This is a genomic window from Flavobacterium anseongense (genome assembly GCF_021608185.1).
Classification (GTDB): domain Bacteria; phylum Bacteroidota; class Bacteroidia; order Flavobacteriales; family Flavobacteriaceae; genus Flavobacterium; species Flavobacterium anseongense.
In genome coordinates, this window is sequence record NZ_JAKIHN010000002.1 from 310,573 (window position 1) to 331,951 (window position 21,379).

Sequence of the window (21,379 nt, forward strand, 5' to 3'; positions counted from 1 at the left end):
CAATTTATGAAAAACAAAGTACTTAAAAGTATTGCTTTGGGCGTTATGATAGCATTCGCTATTGCCTGTCAACCTAAAAAAGAAGAACCAAAAGATGCTGCACCTGCAGTTGATAAAGAAAAAATCAAAGCCGAAATCGTTGCTATGGAAACCGTAATGGCAGACATGTACAATATGAGAAGTGCTGCTTCTGAAGAATATTATGATGAAAATGCTACCAGTTTCTCCCAAAACAGACCACCCTTGGTTGGTAAGTTTGCCATTGACAAATCAATAAAAGAAGACTTGGCAAGTTTTCCCGAAGGAGATGTAATTTCTTTCTCTGTAAATGAAATATTCCCTTCTAATGATGGCGAACAAGTTGTAGAAATTGGAAGCTATAAAGTAGTAGATGGCAAAGGAGCTGTTAAATTTACCGGAAACTATATGAGTCTTTTTGTTAAAAAAGATGGCAAATATGTTTGTATTAGAGACATGGGAGCTTCAGATATGCCTAAAAAAGATACAAAATAAAATTATAAAAAGCACTTCAATTATGAAGTGCTTTTTTACTGACTTATCAGCCCTAAATCTTGTTAACCTAAAATTTTATTAATTTTTAATCAACCGATTTATGAAAAACAAGATGTTAAAAGGGATTGCATTAGCTGTAATTACAGCGGTAGTTATTGCCTGTCAACCAAAAAAAGAAGAAGCTGCTGCAGCACCAGTTGTAGACAAAGAAGCTATCAAAGCCGAATTGCAAACGATGGAATCCGCATTTGCTGATGCCATGAACGCCGGAACACCGGAAAAAATTGTCTATTACTCTGATGATGTTATTAGCTATGATCAGAATGCCGCACCGCTTAAAGGTAAAAAAGCGGTTGATGCCAAGTTGGCTGACCAAGCAAAAAGTATGGGAAAAGGCAACAAAATCTCCTACACGGCTAACGAAGTTTTTCCTTCAAGTGATGGTAACCAAGTAGTAGAATTAGGTAGTTACAAATTAGTTGATTCAACTGGAACAGCAAAAGCAAGTGGAAATTACATGGCGCTGTTTGAAAAAAGAGATGGCAAATATATCTGCATTCGCGATATGGGCGCGTCAGATATGCCTAAAGAAGAAAAAAAATAATTCTACCACAGTTTATTTTGAGAAGCACTTCCAATTGGAGGTGCTTTTTTTGTATTTTTAAAATCCAAAATATAATATATGTCCAAACTTCCGCATATTGGCACGAGCATCTTTTCTGTCATGACACAAATGGCAACCGAACACAATGCCATTAATCTCTCACAAGGCTTTCCAAACTTTCCTGTAGATAAACAATTAACGGATATAGTCGCTAAGTTGGCAACTCAAAACGTACATCAGTATACTCCAATGAGTGGCTTTCCGTCACTTTTAGAAAAAGTTGCAAAGCTTACCCAACAATCCTATCACAGAACGGTTAATCCAAAAGATGAAATCCTAATCACTGCCGGCGCAACCGAAGGAATATTTGCCACAATTCAGGCTTTAGTCAATGCAAAAGATGAAGTTATTATTCTTGACCCAAGTTATGATTGCTACGAAGCACCAATTTTATTGAGCAATGCCAAACCAATTCGCATTTCCCTCAACGAAGATTTCACTCCCAATTGGGAAACAATAAGTGCTTCGACAAGCGAAAAAACTAAACTCATCATCATAAATAATCCGCATAATCCAACTGGAAAAACATGGATGGAAAGCGATTTTTTTCAATTGGAAAAACTGCTTGACTCCTTCCCTAACCTAATAGTTCTTTCGGATGAAGTTTATGAATATATCACTTTTGAACAACCTCACATTTCAATACACCATCGTCCAAAATTGTGGAATCGCAGCATCACCGTTTCTTCTTTTGGAAAATCATTTCATATTACCGGCTGGAAAATTGGCTACGTCATTGCGCCGGAACATTTGATGAGAGAAATCAAAAAAGTACATCAGTTCCTGGTTTTTAGTGTGAATAGCATTTCGCAGATCGCGATTTCAGAATATTTAGAAATTGTTGATGTGTATAGTTTGGGGAATTTCTATCAACAAAAAAGAGATTTCTTCCGCAATCTATTGAAAGAAACCAAACTCCAACTCTTACCTTGCGAAGGAACTTATTTCCAGGTTGCTTCGTATGCCAACATTTCAAACGAAGATGATTTGACGTTTACCAAGCGACTGGTAACCGAATTTGGTGTGGCAACCATTCCGATTTCTATTTTCTATGCCAATGAAAAAGATACTAAATGCATTCGTTTTTGCTTTGCTAAAGATGATGCAACACTTATCCAAGCCGCAGAACGCCTGATGAAATTATAAATAAATGACTGTTTACTCATTGTACACCTCTAATTTTAGAATTGCCAATAAAAAAATCTAATTTTGGATTATGAATTTCATCCGAACATTTTTCCTTTTACTGACTGTATTGCTTTCGCTAAGTGGCTATGCCTCGCCATCTGAAAATCCGTTGTTGCAAAAAGGATGGGCAGCATTGGTAAAAGATAACGAGAATAAAGCCTTTCGCTATTTTTGGGAAGCTCATGAAAAAGCTAAGAAGGATAAAAATACCGCCGACAATGCAGAATCCTTGCTCTATTTAGGAATTTGTTCCTATGGCGCAAGTTTGGAAAAAGGCTTGCAGTTTGTAACTAAATCGCTTAATGAATACAAGCTTCTGGAGAAAATAAATCCCGAAAAAGCGTTGATTGGCCGCTATAAATGCCTGCAACTTATCAGCACCATTTATGTTCGTCAAAAAAAATATGACGAAGCCATGCGCTTAAGCAGTGAAGTTGTTGCCGAACTTAAAGGCAAAAACGATACTTCAGGAACATTGGGATTGGCTTATACTAGTTTAGGTTTTTTGTATGATTTGAAAGGTGAAAAAGCCGAAGCCGAAAAGAATTATATTTTGGCATTAAAAGAATTTGAAAAAGGAAATAACATTGCCTATCTCCCAACTTCGTATTGCAAATTAGGGGAAATCGCTTCAGCCAAAAAACAGAAAGAAATCAGTTTAGATTATTATAAAAAAGCACTGACTCTTGCCATAACTTCTGAAAATAAGCAAGCCCAAGTTAATGCTTATGTTGCCATTGGAAAATGGTATATTGATTTTGATGATAATTACCTTCAGGCTGAATCTCTTTTCAACAAAGCCAGAGTAATTTCTTTATTGCTTTCAGATAAAACATTTGAAATCAAAACAATAGAAGCGTTAATTGAACTGAAAAGGAAAGAAGGAAATTTCATGGAAGTAAGTCAGTTGCAAGATGAAGTCATTGCTATCAAAGACAGTTTTTACTCTTTCGAAAGAGAACAGATTGTCAAAAGTTTAGAAGTGCAATTTGATGTTTCTGAGAAAAACAGAAAGCTCAAATTAATCTCTGCAGAAAAAGAAGTTTCCAAACTAACCAACTATCTTTTGATAACACTTTTAGGTGTATTGATTGTTGTCTTTTCCATTTTGTATTTCTTCCTGAAACGAATTAACAAACGCGACAAACAATTACTCAAAACCAAAGAAGAATTGGTAAATCTGATGGAAGAGCAAAAACAACTCAAAGAACAGCAATTCCAGAACGATATTGAATTTAAGGAAAGTCAGTTGAGTGCAGTTACCATTCAAATGCTCGAAAAAAACGAATTGTTAGATGAAATAAAAACCATTCTCAACAGAAAAGAGCCAACATCTGAAAAAGATATTAAAAAACTGGTTAGCAAATACACGATTCAGGACAACAACTGGAAAGATTTTGACAATTATTTTGAAAGCGTCAACAAGAATTTCTACACACGTTTAAAACAAAAGTATCCTGATATCAGTTCCAATGATTTAAAAATTTGCGCCCTAATCAAATTGAATTTATCGATTAAGGAAATGGCTTCCATCCTAAACATTTCTCCCGACAGCGTAAAAACCGCACGCCATCGTCTACGCAAAAAACTGCAGTTAAATACTGAAGAAAATCTTACCGATTTTATTCTTTCTGTGTAAATAAAGTCAATAATAACGCGCTTTTTCACGATGTTTACCTATTGTCAACCTACTATTTTAGTTTGCACAGAAATTTAAAAATATCTTTGAATTGGAAAATTGCTGTGAAAAGAATTTCCAAAAATTTCTTTCTATTAATCAAAATAAATATTGCTATGAAAAAGAACTATTTTATTTTAAGTCTGGCACTTTTAATTGCCCCTTTTTGCTCTCAAGCACAAGTTGTGAATGGCAACTTTGAAAATGTAAAACCCAATTTTCTGCCAAGTAATTGGGGAATGAATTTCCTGCAACAATTCGGTTTCGATGAAAACGGAAATCCGATTGGCGACCAAATTCAGTTTACCTGGTGTTTTCCATCGATGGTTTATGCTTCATTCGAATCCAAAAGCGGGCAATATGCCATGGAAGTTTCTAACGCTTTTAATCTTACTCAAAATGTTGTCATTCCGGGAATGGCAACATTATTCGAAAATTCTGAAGAAGACAGTCCGGGATGGAATCCGGGAATACCGGTTGACCCAAACAGTTCTATAATTTTACTCGGATTTGATTACAAATTTCTACCTGTTGGCAATGATGTTGCGGAAGCAACACTACAAGTAGTTGACGCTAACGGAAATGAATTAGGAAAAGCATCGCTTGATATTAGTGGAGTACACAACACCTACACTTATGTTTATACGCCTATAGCTGTTACTCAGGCCGGAACACCGGCATTTATGTATATTTCATTCAATATGGCTAAAGCAGGTTCCACACCAACTTTTGGAACTCGTTTACTTGTTGACAATGTAGTTGTAAATTTTAGTGCTCTGATAGTTGATGAACATTCGCAAGGCGCTAAAGTTTATCCAACGCTGGCTGACAATGAATTAAACATTGTTCCAAATGGTTTCTCTGAATCGGTTTCGTATAAAATAATTAATTCCGAAGGCAAAATTATAAAGCAAAATACGGTGAATCAGAACTCAAATTATGTTTATACAATGGATGTTAGCGACCTAAGTGCCGGAATATATTTCTTAAACATTCAGGATGAAACCAAAAACAGTACTAAAAAGTTCATCAAAAAATAAAAAATTGGTTGTTAAATAAGTTAATTGCTTATGCCGAATTGTTAGTGAATGCTACAATTCGGCATATTTTTTTCAAAGGTTTTATCTATATTTACTGAAAATTAAACCTTATGAATTTCTCAGCAAAAATGCTTCGCGACAATGCCTTATCCGATAAAGTAATAGTTGTAACAGGTGGAGGAAGCGGTTTAGGCAAAGCCATGACCAAATACTTTTTAGAATTAGGTGCCAAAGTTGCCATTTCTTCACGCGATTTAGAAAAACTAAAAACCACAGCAGCCGAATTAGAAAAAGAAACCGGTGGAAAATGCCTGCCTATTCAGTGCGATGTGCGTCATTATGACCAAGTAGAAGGCATGCTTGCTCAGACATTAGAAGCTTTTGGCAAAGTTGACGTATTGCTCAACAATGCAGCGGGAAACTTCATCTCTCCTACCGAAAGACTTTCTGCCAACGCATTTGATACGATTATTGACATCGTTTTAAAAGGTTCTAAAAACTGCACACTCGCTTTTGGGAAACATTGGATTGCCGAAAAACAGACCAACTGCAATGTTCTGAATATCGTAACAACTTATGCCTGGACAGGTTCGGGTTATGTGGTGCCAAGTGCTACTGCAAAAGCCGGAGTTTTAGCAATGACCAGGAGTTTGGCTGTTGAATGGGCAAAATATGGCATCCGAATGAACGCTATTGCTCCCGGACCATTTCCAACAAAAGGCGCCTGGGACAGATTATTGCCTGGCGATTTAGCAGAAAAATTTGATATGGCTAAGAAAGTTCCATTGAAACGCGTTGGAGACCATCAGGAATTAGCCAATTTAGCTGCCTATTTAGTTTCTGATTTCTCTGCGTATATCAATGGCGAAGTCGTAACGATTGATGGTGGCGAATGGTTACAAGGCGCGGGACAATTCAATATTTTGGAAAAAATTCCACAGGAAATGTGGGATATGTTGGAGATGATGATAAAGAATAAAGGAAATAAGTAGTCTTTTCAATGCACAAATTTCAAGATAACTGCTTCTGCCCTAGCCCCGATTGCAGCAAGCTACCATGTAGCGCGGAAAGCGGGAAAGAGCTCCTAATAACTTTACAAGAATGTTAACAAAATTCCGTTGGCAAAGCCATAAATAATTGTATTTTTACGGCTCTAAATTTTTAAAAATTAAATGGGTAAAATCATTGCTATTGCCAATCAAAAAGGTGGTGTTGGAAAAACAACAACTTCTGTAAATCTTGCAGCATCACTGGGAGTTTTAGAAAAAAAAGTGTTACTGATTGACGCCGATCCACAAGCCAACGCCAGTTCAGGTTTGGGCATTGATGTGGAAAATGTTGCTATTGGTACTTATCAAATTCTGGAACACAGTAATACGCCAAAAGAAGCAATTATTTCGTGCAGCGCTCCGAATGTTTCGGTAATTCCGGCACATATCGATTTGGTTGCCATTGAAATTGAATTGGTTGACAAAGAAAACCGTGAATACATGCTAAAGCAAGCATTAGAAAGTGTAAAAGACGAGTATGATTATATCTTAATTGACTGCGCACCATCATTAGGCTTATTAACATTAAATGCCTTAACTGCTGCCGATAGTGTTGTGATTCCAATTCAGTGTGAATATTTTGCCTTAGAAGGTTTAGGAAAATTGTTAAACACGATAAAAAGTGTTCAAAAAATACACAACGCCAATTTAGATATCGAAGGACTTTTATTAACCATGTTTGATTCCCGTTTGCGATTGTCAAATCAAGTAGTTGAAGAAGTACAAAAACATTTTAGCGATATGGTTTTCAAAACAATTATTCAACGAAATGTAAAATTAAGTGAAGCACCAAGTTTCGGCGAAAGTATTATTAACTTTGATGCTACCAGCAGAGGCGCCACGAATTATCTAAGTTTGGCACAGGAAATTATCAAGAAAAACAGCAATTAAGCCATGGCAAAAGCTATAAAAAAACAAGCATTAGGAAGAGGATTATCAGCTTTACTGAAAGATCCTGAAAATGATATAAAATCGATTGGGGATAAAAATGCTGACAAATTGGTGGGTAATATCATCGAGTTAGATATTGAATCAATTACCATAAATCCATTTCAACCGAGAAGTAATTTCAATGAAGATTCACTTCAGGAATTAGCCGCTTCTATCAAAGAATTGGGATTAATCCAACCAATTACTGTTCGGAAATTAGACTTCAACAAATACCAATTGATTTCGGGTGAACGTCGTTTACGTGCTTCCAAAATAGTAGGTTTGACTACAGTTCCGGCTTACATCCGAATTGCTAATGACAATGAATCGTTGTTAATGGCTTTGGTAGAAAATATTCAGCGTCACGATTTAGATCCAATCGAGATTGCACTTTCGTATCAAAGATTGATTGATGAAATTCAATTGACACAAGAGCAAATGAGTGAGCGCGTTGGAAAAAAACGTTCTACAATCGCTAACTACTTGCGTTTGTTAAAGTTAGACCCAATTATCCAAACCGGAATTCGCGATGGATTTATAAGTATGGGACATGGTCGCGCAATTATCAACATCGAAGATCAGGACGTTCAAACTGATATTTATCAAAAGATTGTAAGTCAGAATCTTTCGGTTCGTGAGACGGAAGCACTGGTAAAAAACTATCAGGACAGCATCAAACCAACAGTAGCTAAAGCTAAAAAAGTAGCTTCATTTAAAGTTGACGACGACCAGAAAAAAGCATTCATAAATTTCTTTGGTTCAAAAATAGATGTAAAAGTGACCGGAAACGGGAAAGGAAAAATTACGATTCCGTTTCACTCTGAAGAAGATTTTAACCGCATTATCAAACTAATAAAAGTTTAGTGAATAAGATCTTCTACATAGTTGCATTCCTTTTTCTATTTGGAAATCAATCTGCCTTTTCACAGCAAATTGGCGAAGCTTTAAAAGCAAAAGATTCAGTGAAATTAAGAGAAATTGATCCGCTTCGACCTACAAAAGCGGCTTTTTATTCTGCCATTTTGCCTGGTTTAGGACAAGCTTACAATAAAAAATACTGGAAAATTCCAATAGTATATGGTGCAATCGGAAGTAGTCTTTATTTTTATATCGACAACAATAAAAAATACCATAAAGTTCGTGATGCTTACAAACGAAGATTATTGGGTTTTAACGATGACGAATTCCAATATCTTGACAATAGTCGATTGGTGCAAGCCCAACGTTTTTACCAGCGAAACAGAGATTTATCGTTGTTGATTTCTGTTGGCCTTTATGTTTTAAATATTGTAGATGCCAATGTCGATGCGCATTTAATACAGTTTAACGTAAACGATAAATTGTCTTTTCAACCTGAAGTTTATCCAAACGAAATCAACTTTAAACCCAATTTAGGTTTAAGCTTTAATTATAAATTCTAAATGAAAATAGCATTATTAGGATATGGCAAAATGGGCAAAGTAATCGAAAGAATTGCTTTGGAAAGAGGTCACGAAATTGTCTTGAAAAAAGAAGAGTTCAATACTTTTGACGGTTTAGAAAAAGCCGATGTTGCTATCGATTTTAGTGCGCCAAATGTTGCCGTCGAAAATATTTCTACTGCTATTAACCTTGGAGTTCCTGTAATCTCAGGAACAACAGGTTGGCTCGAAAATTACCATCAAATAGAAAGACTTTGCAACGAAAAAAACGCAGCTTTTCTTTATGGTTCCAATTTTAGTTTGGGCGTAAATTTATTCTTTGAACTCAATGATTATCTGGCAAAGATGATGGCTAAGTTTAAGGATTACAAGGTTTCAATGGAAGAAATTCATCACATTCACAAACTAGATAAACCAAGCGGAACTGCAATTTCATTGGCAAACGCTGTCATCAATCACACGGATAAAAATAATTGGAGTATCGAAAACCCAAAAGAAGATGAAGTCTTTATCGATGTAAAACGAATCGATGATGTTCCGGGAACACACAGTGTTTTTTACAGTTCTGATGTTGATTTTATCGAAATAAAGCATGTCGCTCACAACCGCGAAGGTTTCGCACTTGGTGCCGTAATTGCTTCCGAATGGATAATTGGAAAAAAAGGTATTTTCTCTATGAAAGACGTACTTGATTTAAACTCCAAATAACAAAAGACAAATTCCAAATTGTAACAAATCTCAAAATAAGTGAACTTATACCTCGTAAACTTTTAAACTTAACATCATGTCTCTATTCCATTGGTTTATATTTTTCCTTTTAGTTCAAATCATTCATGGTTTGGGAACCTGGAAATTATACGAAAAAGCAGGAAGAAAATCTTGGGAAGCTTTTATCCCTGTATATAATTCCATTGTTTTGATGAAAATCATCAACAGACCAACCTGGTGGACATTACTCCTATTCATTCCGATTATCAACCTGATAATGTTTCCTGTCGTTTGGGTAGAAACCTTGAGAAGCTTTGGAAAAAACACAACAGCTGATACTTGGTTAGCTGTTCTAACTTGTGGACTTTATATTTATTACATCAATTACACACAGGATGTTAAATATATTACTGATAGAAGTTTGGTTGCTCCTACCAAAACCGGTGATACAATTAGCTCTTTAATTTTTGCGGTGGTTGTGGCAACTTTGGTACATACTTACGTGATGCAGCCCTATACGATTCCGACATCTTCTTTGGAGAAATCATTGCTCATTGGTGATTTCCTTTTTGTGAGTAAATTTCATTATGGTGCCAGAACTCCAATGACAGCTGTAGCTGCGCCAATGGTTCACGACACATTGCCTTTGATAAGAACAAAATCATATTTAAGCTGGCCACAATTGCCTTACTTCAGATTTCCGGGTTTTGAAAAAATAGAAAAAAATGACATTGTTGTTTTCAACTGGCCGGCAGATACCGTTTATAAATTCTTTGACACTTCAGGAAGAAGTATTGCAAAACCTGTTGACAAAAAATCAAACTATGTAAAGCGTTGCCAAGGCACACCTGGCGATTCGTTGCAAATAAAAAACGGAACCGTTTATATCAATGGTAAAGAATTGATCTTACCGGAAAGAGCCAAGCCTCAGTATTCTTATGCAGTAACTTATGACATGAATAATTCGGATCTTGATTTTGAGTATTTATTAAATCAAGTTGGTTCTACTGATGGTGCAGGTTTTAAAAGCGAAACCAGAGATACTTTATATTTAAGAGCATTAACCAAAACCGGTGCTGCGACTCTGAAAAGTGTTCCCGGAATTAAATCGGTTACGCAAATAGTTGCTAAAGAAGGTGAACCAAATATTTTTACACACAATCCAAATTGGAATGGAGACAATTTTGGTCCGATATACATTCCGGAGGCAGGAAAAACTGTAGCATTAAATCTCAAAACGCTTCCTTTCTATAAAAGATTAATTACCGTTTACGAAAAACACGATTTAAAAGTGGTTGGCGATGATATTTATATAGATGACAAAAAAGTAACAAGCTATACGTTCCAACAAAACTACTATTGGATGATGGGAGACAACCGTCACAACTCTGAAGACAGCCGTTATTGGGGTTATGTTCCCGAAGATCATATTGTCGGAAAACCTGTTTTTATATGGATGAGTTGGGACAGCAACGGAAAAGGTCTTAACAAAATTCGTTGGGAAAGATTATTCACAACCGTTGGTGGCGATGGACAACCACAATCTTATTTCAAATATTTTCTTGGTTTGTTAGCCTTGTATTTTGTGGGTGATTATTTCTGGAAGAAAAGAAAAGCGAAAAACGTTTAAATGTTTATAGTTTATGGTTTATAGTTTTAACCATAAACAACAAACCATAAACCATGAACAACCTTATCATCCATCCAAGCTATTTCCCTTCAATCAGTCATTTTGTGGCGATTGCAAAAGCGGATATTGTAACGTTTGAAATGGAAGATAATTTTCAGAAGCAAACCAACAGAAACCGAATGTACGTTTACAGTCCAAACGGAATCCAACTGTTAAATGTTCCGGTTAAGCATAACAAAGAAAGACATCAACGCATTAAGGAAGTCAAAATTGAGAATGATTTTGATTGGCAAAAGCAACACTTCAAATCGCTGGAAGCTGCTTATAGAACCTCACCTTTCTTTGAGTATTTTGAAGATGATATTGCTCCTATTTTTCAAAAGAAACATACCTTTTTAATGGATTTAAATTTGGAAACGATGTCTATTGTTTCTAAATGTCTCCGTTTGGAATTTGATTATGATGAAACTACTGAATATTTCCACGAAGTAAATGACAAAACCGATTTCAGAAATCTAATCAACGGCAAAAAAGACACTGCTGTTTTTGAATCGTACACTCAGGTTTTCGGAGATAAACACGGTTATTTAAATAATCTTTCTATTTTGGATTTGCTTTTCAACGAAGGAAGATATGCGTTAGATTATTTGAAGAAGCAACAACTTTAATTATTCAATAAAAGAAAGCCTCGTCATTATCGGAAAGTGATCGGATTTTTCAAACTTGGTAAATGTAGTAAAACTTTTGACTTTCATCTTTTTACTGGCAAAAATATAGTCAATTCGGGCAGGATAATATTTGAATTTATAAGTTTGCCCAAAACCATTTCCGGCTTCTTCAAAGCAATCATTTAAATCGGATTTTATATTGCGATATACATACGAAAAAGGACTATTATTCATATCGCCACAAATAATAACAGGATAATTACACTCGCTTTTGTGCTTTACTAAAATCTCGGCCTGCTGTTCCTGCTTTTTAAAGGCATCCCGAATTCTGCTAAAAAGCTGCTGAGATTTGCTTTTATTAATAGCATCAACGTGTTCTGAAATCTCATTCACATCAGGAGAAATTTTGATGGATTGCAAATGAATATTATACACTCTAATCGTATCTTGTCCCCTTTTAATATCGGCATAAATAATATTGTTTCCCGCCGTTGGAATTTTAAAATCGCCCTGATTAAAAATTGGAAATTTAGAAAAAATTGCTTGTCCTGTTTTGATTTTTTTGCCTTCCATAAAAATGGCTTTGTACTTATAAACCCGTAAGTCAACTTTAGCATTTTCCGAATATTCCTGAATACACAAAATATCAGGGTTTTGTTCATTAATAAAACTCAAAATAGTATTGCCAACATTATCATTATCAATCCAGTCAAACAAGTTAAACAAGCGAACATTATAACTCATTACCGTAAAATCCTTTTCTTCTTTGTCACTATTGTGGGAAGAAAATTTATAGAATTTATTAATGAATGTAATTCCGAGGAGCAATACCAATCCGGAAAGGATAACCTGCCGTTTTAATTGCAACAGCCAATAAATAAAAAACAAGGCATTTAAAATTAGAAACAATGGCAGAATCAAGGTTAAAACCGAAAGCAGCGGAAACATTTTTGGTGCCAGAAATGGTAAAACATAAGCAACAAAAGTCAATACAGTAACAACTATATTGAATGCAAATACTACTTTATTAAACCACGAAAGTTTTTTCATTTATAATTTTAAGGTTTATTAGGTTTATTAAGTTTAAAAGGTTTATGAAAATATAAACTTTGAAAACTGAACACTAAAAACTGAATACTGAACACTTATTTCCCTGCTTTAAACAGAAACTCTTTCTCTTCGACTGTCAGGCTATCATAACCTGATTGGCTGATTTTATCTAAAATTTCGTCTAATTGTTGTTGTGTTTTGTCTTTGACAACAATTTTACTCTCTCTTTTAACGGCAGGTTTTTTGGGGTTAACATGCACTTTTTTAAAAGGAGTTGCTTTTTTGGGGCCAAATAAATTAGCAAAAAAATCAATTACAGCATTTACAATCCGACTCAAATCGGTTCCGTTTTGTAACAGTCTGATGTAAATATAACCAAAAAAAGCTCCGCTCAGATGCGCAATATGACCGCCGGTGTTATCCAGTTGAATTTGCAATAAATCCAATAAAAGAAGAACGGCTGTGATATGCCAAAGCTTTACATTACCAAGTAACAACAATCGAACATTCATCAGAGGCTGATAAGTCGTAGCTCCGACCAAAAGCGCCATAATTGCTCCCGATGCTCCAACCATTGGTGAAATCTTATTCAAAAAATAATAACTCAAAACAAAACATAAACCTGAGAAAACAGCACTTAGGAGGTATAATCCTAAATATTGCTTTTGCGTAAAAAAAGTCAGAAACAAACGACTGGCAAAGTTGAGAACCATCATATTGAAAAACAAATGCCAAAAACCACCATGCAGAAAAGCATAGGTCAATAAAGTCCATGGGTAATGTAAAACCACTGTTGGTTCTGAGACAAGCTGTAGCCAATTGGGATAATCAAAACCGCCTGATTTGAATTGATAAAACAAGAGTATTGATAAAAGGAAAATACCCACATTCCAATAAATCATCTTATTGGCAATGCCGCCTATTTTATACTGAAACTTTAAATCATCAATAATACTGTTCATAGTCTAATCCCAACGGTTTTTATTAAACTGATTTCGTTTCCAATACCACATCATTAGGAAACCTGTAATGGCTCCACCAACATGTGCAAAATGGGCAATTCCGGTTCCGCCGGCACCAAAAAGAGAACTTCCTCTGAAACCTAAAAACAAATCGATTGCAATTATTCCAGGTACAAAATATTTCGCTTTAATCGGAATTGGAATAAACATAATCCCCAATTCTGCAGATGGAAACATAAAAGCAAATGCCGTTAGTAATCCGTAAATAGCTCCGGAGGCTCCGAGTGAAGTCGATTGAAAATCCTGAACTGCCGATGCCAGAACATTAAACTGTTCCTGTGTGCAATTCGCATTCTCTAAAATAGTTTTTACTTTGCTCGCTATCATTTGTCCTTTTTCATCAAAAACACTGCTATAATCGGCACTTAAAAGAATATGAATATCTCTTTCCGAAAAATTCAAACTCGAAAGTTGGTCTAAAGCATACTGAATTTGAAAATAATTTACGGCTGTATGCAAAGCTGCTGCACCTAATCCGCAGGAAATATAGAAGAAAATGAATTTCTTAGCACCCCAAAAATGCTCTAAAGCAGCTCCAAAAGAAACCAAAGCGAACATATTGAAAACAATATGCATCAAATTGGGCATTGGTGCATGCATAAACATACTGGTCAACGGTTGCCACACTCTAAAATTTGGGTTTTCAGGGTAATACAAAGACAACACCGGATAAGCATTGGCTACAAATTGTGACCCTATAAAAAATATAATATTTATAATCAGTAACTGCTTAACAGTATCGGTCATTCGCATCATACGCTGAATTTTTTATCTAAATCTTCGACACTCATCGTGATGAATGTTGGTTTTTGAAATGGGGAAACATTTGGCTCTTTACAAGCAAAAAGATTGTGCACCAAATTTTCCTGTTCTTTTTCGGTTAAATAGGTTCCGGTTTTTACTGCCAGACTTTTTGCCATCGATTTCGCGATCGTATCATTTTGACTAAAACTGTTATCCGGAATTCCATCCTGCAGGTCACTCAATAACTCTTCCAAAACGATAGAAATTTCACTTTCGGTCACATTGACAGGCAAACCCGAAATTACCACATTGTCTTCGTTAATCGTTTCAAAAACAAATCCGGTGCTTTCCAAAGAGGATTTTAATTCGGCTATCAATTCGATTTCGGCAGACGAATAATACAACTGCAACGGAAATAACATTTGCTGACTCGATGCCTGATGCACCGTCATGCTGGTCAAAAAGGATTCATACAAAACGCGTTCGTGCGCCCGCTTTTGATTGATAATAACCATACCTGATTTGATTGGGCTGACAATATATTTCTTTTGAATTTGATAGGTACGCTTAACTTCCTGCTCCACTTCATTCTCTTCAAATAACGAAGAAGTAACGGCATCGTTTTCAAAAGTCATTTCGGCTATCTCTTGTCCGGCTTGTTTTAAACCTACATATAAACTTTCCCAACTCGGTTGCGCTTCAGGCTTTTTATAATTGGAAGACGATGCAAAAGATTTGCTCGGCTTTTCCTCTGAAAATGGATTATAGGCACGATCAACCTGAATCGTTGGATATTCGGCTTCTCTGTTTTGATATTGATAAGGCGTGTCTAAATTTGGATCGCGATCAAAATCTAAAACCGGAGCTACATTAAATTGACCCAAACTGTGCTTGATTGACGAACGCAAAATAGCATACAAAGCATGTTCATCATCAAATTTAATCTCGGTTTTTGTTGGATGAATGTTGATATCTATCGAATGTGGCGGCACATCTAAATATAGAAAATAACTCGGCTGTGCACCATCTTTTAATAAACCCTCATAAGCTGCCATAACAGCGTGATGCAGATAACCGCTTTTGATAAATCGGTTGTTGACAAAAAAGAATTGCTCTCCTCTATTCTTCTTAGCAAATTCGGGTTTGCCAATAAAACCGTGAAGGTTTACGATTTCGGTTTCTTCTTTTGCGGGAACTAATTTTTCATTGGTTTTCCCCGAAAAAATATTGACAATTCTTTGTCTGAAATTCGAAATTGGCAGGTTAAACATTTCGCTGCCATTGTGATACATCGTAAAATGAATATTCGGATGCGCCATCGCGACACGTTGAAATTCATCAACAATATAACGTTGTTCAACAGTATCTGATTTTAAGAAATTGCGTCGCGCCGGAATATTGAAAAATAAATTTTTAACCGAAAATGAAGTTCCTTTTGGCAACACTGCCGGTTCCTGCGAAACAAACTTACTGCCTTCTATGATTATGTGTGTTCCTAACTCATCCTGTTCCTGCTTGGTCTTCATTTCTACATGAGCAATCGCAGCAATTGAAGCTAATGCTTCGCCACGAAACCCTTTGGTGTGTAAAGAAAATAAATCTTCGGCATGACGGATTTTGGATGTAGCATGACGCTCAAAACACAAACGGGAATCGGTGATACTCATTCCAACTCCGTTATCAATAACCTGAATCAGTGATTTCCCGGCGTCTTTAATGATAAGCTTTATGTCGGTTGCTTTGGCATCAACAGCATTTTCCAATAATTCTTTAACTACAGAAGCCGGTCTTTGTACCACTTCGCCAGCGGCAATTTGGTTGGCAACATGATCGGGAAGTAATTGAATTATGCTTGACATTCTTTGTGGTTCAGTGTTATGTTTAATTGTTAAGTAATTTGGTAACCGAAGTTAGCAAATTTAATGAAAATCTATTGGGATTTAAACTTAATAATTAGCTAAAAATAAAAAACCTATTCACAACGGAATAGGCTTCTATTTTATATTGAAAAAGAAATATTATAAACTTGTTTTCCTTCTTAACTCAGCCATTTTTATCGCGGCTATCGCGGCTTCTGTTCCTTTATTTCCGTGCTTTCCACCACTTCTGTCTATGGATTGTTGTTCGTTGTTATCGGTCAACAAACAAAAGATAACAGGAACATCGGTTTGCACATTCAAATCTTTAATGCCTTGGGTTACACCTTCACAAACAAATTCGAAATGCATCGTTTCTCCTTTTATCACGCAGCCAATGGTAATCACCACATCAACTTCCTGCGTTACAATCATTCGCTGTGCACCATAAACAAGTTCAAAACTTCCCGGAACATTCCAACGGATAATATTTTCAGGTTGGGCGCCACAATCTAATAAGGCAGCTTCTGCCCCTTTATATAAACCATTTGTGATATGATCGTTCCATTCTGAAACTACAATCCCAAACCGAAAGTCCTTCGCGTTTGGAAGGTTATTTTTATCATAATTGGATAAATTCTTATTTGCGGTTGCCATAAAATTTATTTTTAAAAATAAAAAAGGATTAAAGATACAATCCTTAATCCTTTTTCTAACTTTTTTCTTTGAATTATTGTGCTAAACCAATTAAAGCGTCAACAGCTTGTGATTCAGGAGCTGTATCGTAATTATCTTTGATATCATTGAAATATTTTAAAGCATCAGCTTTATTTCCTAAAACCAATGCCGTTTTACCAGCTTTCAATAAATATCTTGGTCTTGTTAATTCGTTTTTGTTAGCATCAGCCGCTTTGATATAATACTCTAAAGCCTCTTTTTGCTTGTTTTGTTGTGCATAAGCATCACCTATTGCTCCAATGGCGATGGTGCTTAACATAATATCATCCGATTTGAATTTCTCTAAACTAGTAATCGCCTCAGCATATTTTTTAGTATTCAAATACGAAATTCCAGCGTAGTAATTTGCTAAATTCCCGGCATCTGTCCCTGAATATTCGTCAGCAATTTGTACTACTCCAAATTTTCCTTCAGAACCTTTTAAAACTAAATTATATAAAGAGTCCGATTTTGTTCCGGTAGCATCAACTGCTTTTTGGAAGTTTTGTTGTGCTACAAATAATTCGTTAGCCGCTTCTTCCTGACTTGGTTCAGCAATAAATTTTTGATATAATAAATAAGATACAGTAGCTAAGGCTACGACCGTAAGAAATCCTAAAATATATTTTTGGTTTTTGGCTACAAAATCTTCAGCTCTCGAAGCCGATTGATCTAAAGTATCAAATGCTTTTGCTGTTGCGCTGTCTTTTTCATCAACATTTACATCTTCAATATAGTTATTGTCTAATTTCTCTGCTTTTTCTTTTGGTGCTTTATATCCTCTTTTGTTAAAAGTTGCCATTTATTTTTAATTTAGTGTGCGCAAAAATAAAAATTAATTCATATTTAAAAGCTATTTTTATGGATATTTTTGAATAATTTGCACCTCTTAAGTTTAGAGCATTAATTTTAAACAAAAACTAAATTGTTTTTAAAGCGAATTTCATTACTCAATTACAAAAATTTTTCGGAAATCGCCTTCGAATTAGATACCAAAATCAATTGTTTCGTGGGTAAAAACGGCATTGGAAAAACCAATATTCTTGATGCTGTTTATCATTTGGCAAACGGAAAAAGTTATTTCAATCCGCTAGCGGTGCAAAATATAAAACACGGAGAAGACTTTTTTGTGGTTGATGGCGAATTCGAAAAAAATGAAAGAACTGAGCAGATTTTATGCAGTCTGAAAAAAGGACAAAAAAAAATCCTCAAACGAAACGGTAAAGTCTATGAAAAATTCTCCGATCATATTGGTTTTATTCCGTTGGTTATTATTTCGCCTGCCGATAGCGATTTGATTATTGAAGGCAGCGAAACCCGCAGAAAATTTATTGATACTGTTATTTCGCAATTGGACAGTTCCTATTTACAACAGCTAATTCAATACCAAAAAATCATCAGTCAGCGCAATGCTTTGCTGAAATATTTTGCGCTGAATCATGTTTTTGAAACCGATACTTTGTCAATATATAATGAACAGCTTAACACCCTTGGGCAGTTTATTTTTGAGAAGCGAAAGAAGTTTTTAGCCGATTTTATTCCGATTTTTAATAACTATCATCGTGACATTACCAACTCGGCTGAAACGGTTCAATTGGTTTATCAAAGTGATTTGTTTGAAAAAGATACTTTGACTTTATTGGAAGAAAACATCAATAAAGACAGAGCTTTGCACTATACTTCGGTTGGCGTTCACAAAGACGATTTGTCATTTGAAATTGATAATCATCCGATTAAAAAGTTTGGTTCTCAAGGGCAGCAAAAATCATTTCTCATCGCATTGAAATTGGCTCAGTTTGATTTTGTCAAAAAACAAAGCGGCGAAAAACCTATTTTACTGTTTGACGATATCTTTGATAAGCTTGATGAATTTCGCGTAAGCAAAATAATAGAAATGGTAAATAACGAAGAATTCGGTCAATTATTTATTTCGGACACACATGCTGAACGCACCGAAAACATAGTAAAAACAACACATCAGACTTATAAAATTTTTAATCTTTAGTATTGCTCAAATTTGTAATTTTGTGTAAAATTTTTAGAACATGCAATCAAAATTCATTTCCTTTTTATTATTGAGTTTTCTTTTTATAAGTTGCCACGGACAAGAATCCAAAGCCATTCATACAATTGATGCAAAATCTTTTGCCGAAAAACTAAAAGCAAATGAAAATCCACAATTGTTAGATGTTAGAACTCCGGAAGAATATAGCACTGGACATATCGGCGATGCTAAAAATGTGAATTGGAATGATGATAATTTTGTTACTACTGCTTCGACTTATGACAAATCCAAACCCATTTTTGTGTATTGCAAAATTGGTGGAAGAAGTGAAAAAGCAGCCGATAAATTAGCCGAGTTAGGTTTCAAAGAAATCTACAATCTTGATGGCGGCATCATGAAATGGAAAGCACAAGGTAATGCCGATACACAACCAAGCAGCAGAATCATTGGAATGTGTGATCAGGAATACGGTGAATTAATAAAGTCTAGCGACAGAGTAATGATTGATTTTAATGCCAAATGGTGCGCACCTTGTAAAAAAATGAATCCCTATATTTTGAAGTTTCAAACTGAAATGAAGAACAGGATTAAGATTGTACAATTGGATGCCGATGAAAACAAAACTATCATAGAACAAATGAAATTAGACAGTTTGCCAACGATAATCGTATATGAAAAAGGGAAAGAAGTTTGGCGAAACGTTGGATTTATTTCGGAAGAAGATTTAAAAAAGCATTTGTAATATGATAACCAAAGAAGCTATTCAATTCCTTGAAGATTTAGTTGCCAATAACAATACAGACTGGATGCATGCCAACAAAAAAAGGTATGACAACTACAAGAAAGATTATCATAATTATATCGCGGCTATATTGACAGCACTAAAACCTTTGGACAAATCATTAGAACCATTGGAAGTAAAAAACTGTACGTTCAGAATCAATCGTGATATTCGTTTTTCTAAAGACAAATCGCCTTACAAAACCAATATCGGCGTTTGGATGTCACAAAATAAAAACAGAAAAAATGCTCCAGGCTATTACATTCATTTCGAAAAAGGAAATTCCTTTATCGCAGGTGGCTGTTGGTGTCCCGAACCAAATGAACTAAGGCAAATCAGAAAAGAGATTGCTTTTTTTAACGAAGATTTGGAAGCAATCGTCAATGATAAAAAATTCAAATCAGAATTTGGCGCGATGACTCGTGATGAAAATAATACACTAAAAAAAGCACCTAAAGATTTCGAGCCAAATCATCCGGCAATTGAATTTTTAAAATTAAAAAGCTTTACTGCTTCCGAAAAAATTGATGACAAATTATTTTCAGACCCAAATTTCAGTAAAATCATAGCCGAAAAATTAATTGTTTTAAAACCATTGAATGACTTTTTAAGCCGTGCGTTAGAAACAGAAGAATAAATCATTTATGTCAAAAAAAAGAATTTTATTTCTTGGTGAAACCTATCGCGCTGATGCTATTACCTGGATGAACGGTCTAAAGGAATTTGGCGACTTTGAAATCGTAACATGGGAACTTCACACTAGTAGTAACGGTGTCAACAGAATTAAAAGGCTTTTCGAATTAGCCAAAGCGATTCTGACTATAAGAAGCATCGTCAAAAAATTCAATCCCGATATGGTAATTGCAGAACGAACGACGAGTTATGGCTATTTGGCAGCGACTTCAGGTTTGAGACCAATAGCAATTGCGCAACAGGGCATTACCGATTTATGGCCTGATAATTCTCCTTTATATATTTTTAAAAAGCGATTGCAAAATTATGCTTTCGAAAAAGCTGATTTAATTCATGCCTGGGGAAATTCGATGGCAGAACATATGAGGAAAAGTAATGTTGATATGAACAAAGTAATGATTATGCCTAAAGGAATTAATTTGGATTTCTTTCAGTTTTATGATGCTTCAGATAATAAAATGATAAATGCAGTAGTGACTCGTACTTTAGAACCCGAATACAGACATGATTTGATTTTGAAAGCATTTTCAATTATCAAACAACATGACATTCCTTTTAAATTGACCATTATTGGTGACGGAACAGAATTAAAAAAATTAAAAACTTTGGCAAAAGAATTGAAAATAGAAAATGAAGTAGATTTTATGGGAAGAATTAACAATAATGATATCCCAAAGTTTTTACAACAAGCTAATTTTTATATCAGCACACCGATAACTGAAGGGGTTTCTGCCTCGCTTTTTGAAGCTATGGCTTGCGGTTGCTTTCCAATTGTAAGTGATTTACCCGGAAATAGAAGCTGGATACAACAAAAAGTTAACGGAATACTTGTTAGTATCGAAAATGAGTTTAATTTAGCCCAAGAATTGGAGTGGGCATTTAACAATAGTGACTTTACAAAAAAAGCGATATCCCAAAATCGAAAATTTGTAGAAGAAAATGCCGACTACAAAGTAAATATGAAAAAAATTGCGTTAACATATCACGGTTTAATTAATAATAAGTCAACTACTCTATAGCTT

General features: G+C 35.1%; 22 protein-coding genes. 16 read left to right on the forward strand and 6 right to left on the reverse strand.

What is annotated here, in order from left to right:
• The first annotated feature begins 6 nt into the window (after nucleotides 1-6).
• The 12 genes from L1S35_RS04470 to L1S35_RS04525 all read left to right on the forward strand — a co-directional run bounded on the left by L1S35_RS04470 (nucleotide 7) and on the right by L1S35_RS04525 (nucleotide 11,489).
• The gene (locus tag L1S35_RS04470) at nucleotides 7-513 is read left to right on the forward strand and encodes a YybH family protein (protein WP_236397027.1); all 507 of its coding nucleotides are present in this window, start codon (nucleotides 7-9) and stop codon (nucleotides 511-513) included.
• 100 nt (nucleotides 514-613) lie between these two features.
• Nucleotides 614-1,117, forward strand: a complete 504-nt coding sequence (locus L1S35_RS04475) for a YybH family protein (protein ID WP_236397029.1) — start codon at nucleotides 614-616, stop codon at nucleotides 1,115-1,117.
• A gap of 78 nt (nucleotides 1,118-1,195) precedes the next feature.
• The gene (locus L1S35_RS04480; protein ID WP_236397031.1) at nucleotides 1,196-2,323 is read left to right on the forward strand and encodes a methionine aminotransferase; all 1,128 of its coding nucleotides are present in this window, start codon (nucleotides 1,196-1,198) and stop codon (nucleotides 2,321-2,323) included.
• Between the two features lie 70 nt (nucleotides 2,324-2,393).
• On the forward strand, nucleotides 2,394-4,004 hold the full coding sequence (locus L1S35_RS04485) for a tetratricopeptide repeat protein (protein ID WP_236397033.1): 1,611 nt from the start codon (nucleotides 2,394-2,396) through the stop codon (nucleotides 4,002-4,004).
• 155 nt (nucleotides 4,005-4,159) lie between these two features.
• Nucleotides 4,160-5,083 (forward strand): T9SS type A sorting domain-containing protein, encoded by a 924-nt coding sequence (locus L1S35_RS04490; protein WP_236397034.1) that lies wholly within the window; start codon nucleotides 4,160-4,162, stop codon nucleotides 5,081-5,083.
• Nucleotides 5,084-5,193: 110 nt separating this feature from the next.
• Nucleotides 5,194-6,075, forward strand: a complete 882-nt coding sequence (locus tag L1S35_RS04495) for an SDR family oxidoreductase (protein WP_236397037.1) — start codon at nucleotides 5,194-5,196, stop codon at nucleotides 6,073-6,075.
• A gap of 180 nt (nucleotides 6,076-6,255) precedes the next feature.
• On the forward strand, nucleotides 6,256-7,023 hold the full coding sequence (locus L1S35_RS04500; protein ID WP_236397038.1) for a ParA family protein: 768 nt from the start codon (nucleotides 6,256-6,258) through the stop codon (nucleotides 7,021-7,023).
• Nucleotides 7,024-7,026: 3 nt separating this feature from the next.
• Complete coding sequence (locus L1S35_RS04505; protein WP_236397040.1) at nucleotides 7,027-7,926, forward strand: ParB/RepB/Spo0J family partition protein; 900 nt, start codon at nucleotides 7,027-7,029, stop codon at nucleotides 7,924-7,926.
• The gene (locus L1S35_RS04510; RefSeq protein WP_236397042.1) at nucleotides 7,926-8,483 is read left to right on the forward strand and encodes a DUF5683 domain-containing protein; all 558 of its coding nucleotides are present in this window, start codon (nucleotides 7,926-7,928) and stop codon (nucleotides 8,481-8,483) included. Before L1S35_RS04505 ends, L1S35_RS04510 begins: the two co-directional genes overlap by 1 nt.
• On the forward strand, nucleotides 8,484-9,191 hold the full coding sequence (dapB, locus tag L1S35_RS04515) for a 4-hydroxy-tetrahydrodipicolinate reductase (protein ID WP_236397044.1): 708 nt from the start codon (nucleotides 8,484-8,486) through the stop codon (nucleotides 9,189-9,191).
• A 76-nt stretch (nucleotides 9,192-9,267) separates the two neighbouring features.
• On the forward strand, nucleotides 9,268-10,821 hold the full coding sequence (lepB, locus tag L1S35_RS04520; RefSeq protein ID WP_236397046.1) for a signal peptidase I: 1,554 nt from the start codon (nucleotides 9,268-9,270) through the stop codon (nucleotides 10,819-10,821).
• A gap of 53 nt (nucleotides 10,822-10,874) precedes the next feature.
• Nucleotides 10,875-11,489 carry a WbqC family protein gene (locus tag L1S35_RS04525; RefSeq protein WP_236397048.1) on the forward strand — a complete coding sequence of 205 codons (615 nt, stop codon included), beginning with the start codon at nucleotides 10,875-10,877 and terminating at the stop codon, nucleotides 11,487-11,489.
• Here L1S35_RS04525 and L1S35_RS04530 read toward each other — a convergent pair whose 3' ends face one another.
• The 6 genes from L1S35_RS04530 to L1S35_RS04555 form a co-directional block, all read right to left on the reverse strand.
• Nucleotides 11,490-12,539: an endonuclease/exonuclease/phosphatase family protein gene (locus L1S35_RS04530; protein WP_236397050.1), complete on the reverse strand. Its 1,050-nt coding sequence runs from the start codon at nucleotides 12,537-12,539 to the stop codon at nucleotides 11,490-11,492.
• A gap of 95 nt (nucleotides 12,540-12,634) precedes the next feature.
• Nucleotides 12,635-13,501: a rhomboid family protein gene (locus L1S35_RS04535; RefSeq protein ID WP_236397052.1), complete on the reverse strand. Its 867-nt coding sequence runs from the start codon at nucleotides 13,499-13,501 to the stop codon at nucleotides 12,635-12,637.
• Nucleotides 13,502-13,504: 3 nt separating this feature from the next.
• A complete protein-coding gene (locus tag L1S35_RS04540; protein ID WP_236397055.1) occupies nucleotides 13,505-14,317 on the reverse strand; it encodes a rhomboid family intramembrane serine protease in 813 nt (270 codons plus the stop codon).
• A complete protein-coding gene (mutL, locus tag L1S35_RS04545; protein ID WP_236397057.1) occupies nucleotides 14,314-16,164 on the reverse strand; it encodes a DNA mismatch repair endonuclease MutL in 1,851 nt (616 codons plus the stop codon). The genes L1S35_RS04540 and mutL overlap by 4 nt, the downstream gene beginning before the upstream one ends.
• Before the next feature lie 159 nt (nucleotides 16,165-16,323).
• Nucleotides 16,324-16,818: a 6,7-dimethyl-8-ribityllumazine synthase gene (gene ribH / locus L1S35_RS04550; RefSeq protein ID WP_236397059.1), complete on the reverse strand. Its 495-nt coding sequence runs from the start codon at nucleotides 16,816-16,818 to the stop codon at nucleotides 16,324-16,326.
• Nucleotides 16,819-16,891: 73 nt separating this feature from the next.
• The gene (locus L1S35_RS04555; protein ID WP_236397061.1) at nucleotides 16,892-17,680 is read right to left on the reverse strand and encodes a tetratricopeptide repeat protein; all 789 of its coding nucleotides are present in this window, start codon (nucleotides 17,678-17,680) and stop codon (nucleotides 16,892-16,894) included.
• Nucleotides 17,681-17,803: 123 nt separating this feature from the next.
• On the opposite strand from L1S35_RS04555, the gene recF reads away from it, so the two are divergent.
• The 4 genes from recF to L1S35_RS04575 are packed head-to-tail and all read left to right on the forward strand — an operon-like array spanning nucleotide 17,804 to nucleotide 21,376.
• A complete protein-coding gene (gene recF / locus L1S35_RS04560; protein WP_236397063.1) occupies nucleotides 17,804-18,883 on the forward strand; it encodes a DNA replication/repair protein RecF in 1,080 nt (359 codons plus the stop codon).
• A 40-nt stretch (nucleotides 18,884-18,923) separates the two neighbouring features.
• Complete coding sequence (locus tag L1S35_RS04565; RefSeq protein ID WP_236397066.1) at nucleotides 18,924-19,625, forward strand: rhodanese-like domain-containing protein; 702 nt, start codon at nucleotides 18,924-18,926, stop codon at nucleotides 19,623-19,625.
• Nucleotide 19,626: 1 nt separating this feature from the next.
• On the forward strand, nucleotides 19,627-20,301 hold the full coding sequence (locus L1S35_RS04570) for a DUF2461 domain-containing protein (protein ID WP_236397067.1): 675 nt from the start codon (nucleotides 19,627-19,629) through the stop codon (nucleotides 20,299-20,301).
• A gap of 7 nt (nucleotides 20,302-20,308) precedes the next feature.
• Entirely contained in the window at nucleotides 20,309-21,376 is a 1,068-nt protein-coding gene (locus L1S35_RS04575; RefSeq protein ID WP_236397069.1) for a glycosyltransferase, read from the forward strand.
• Nucleotides 21,377-21,379 lie beyond the last annotated feature (3 nt).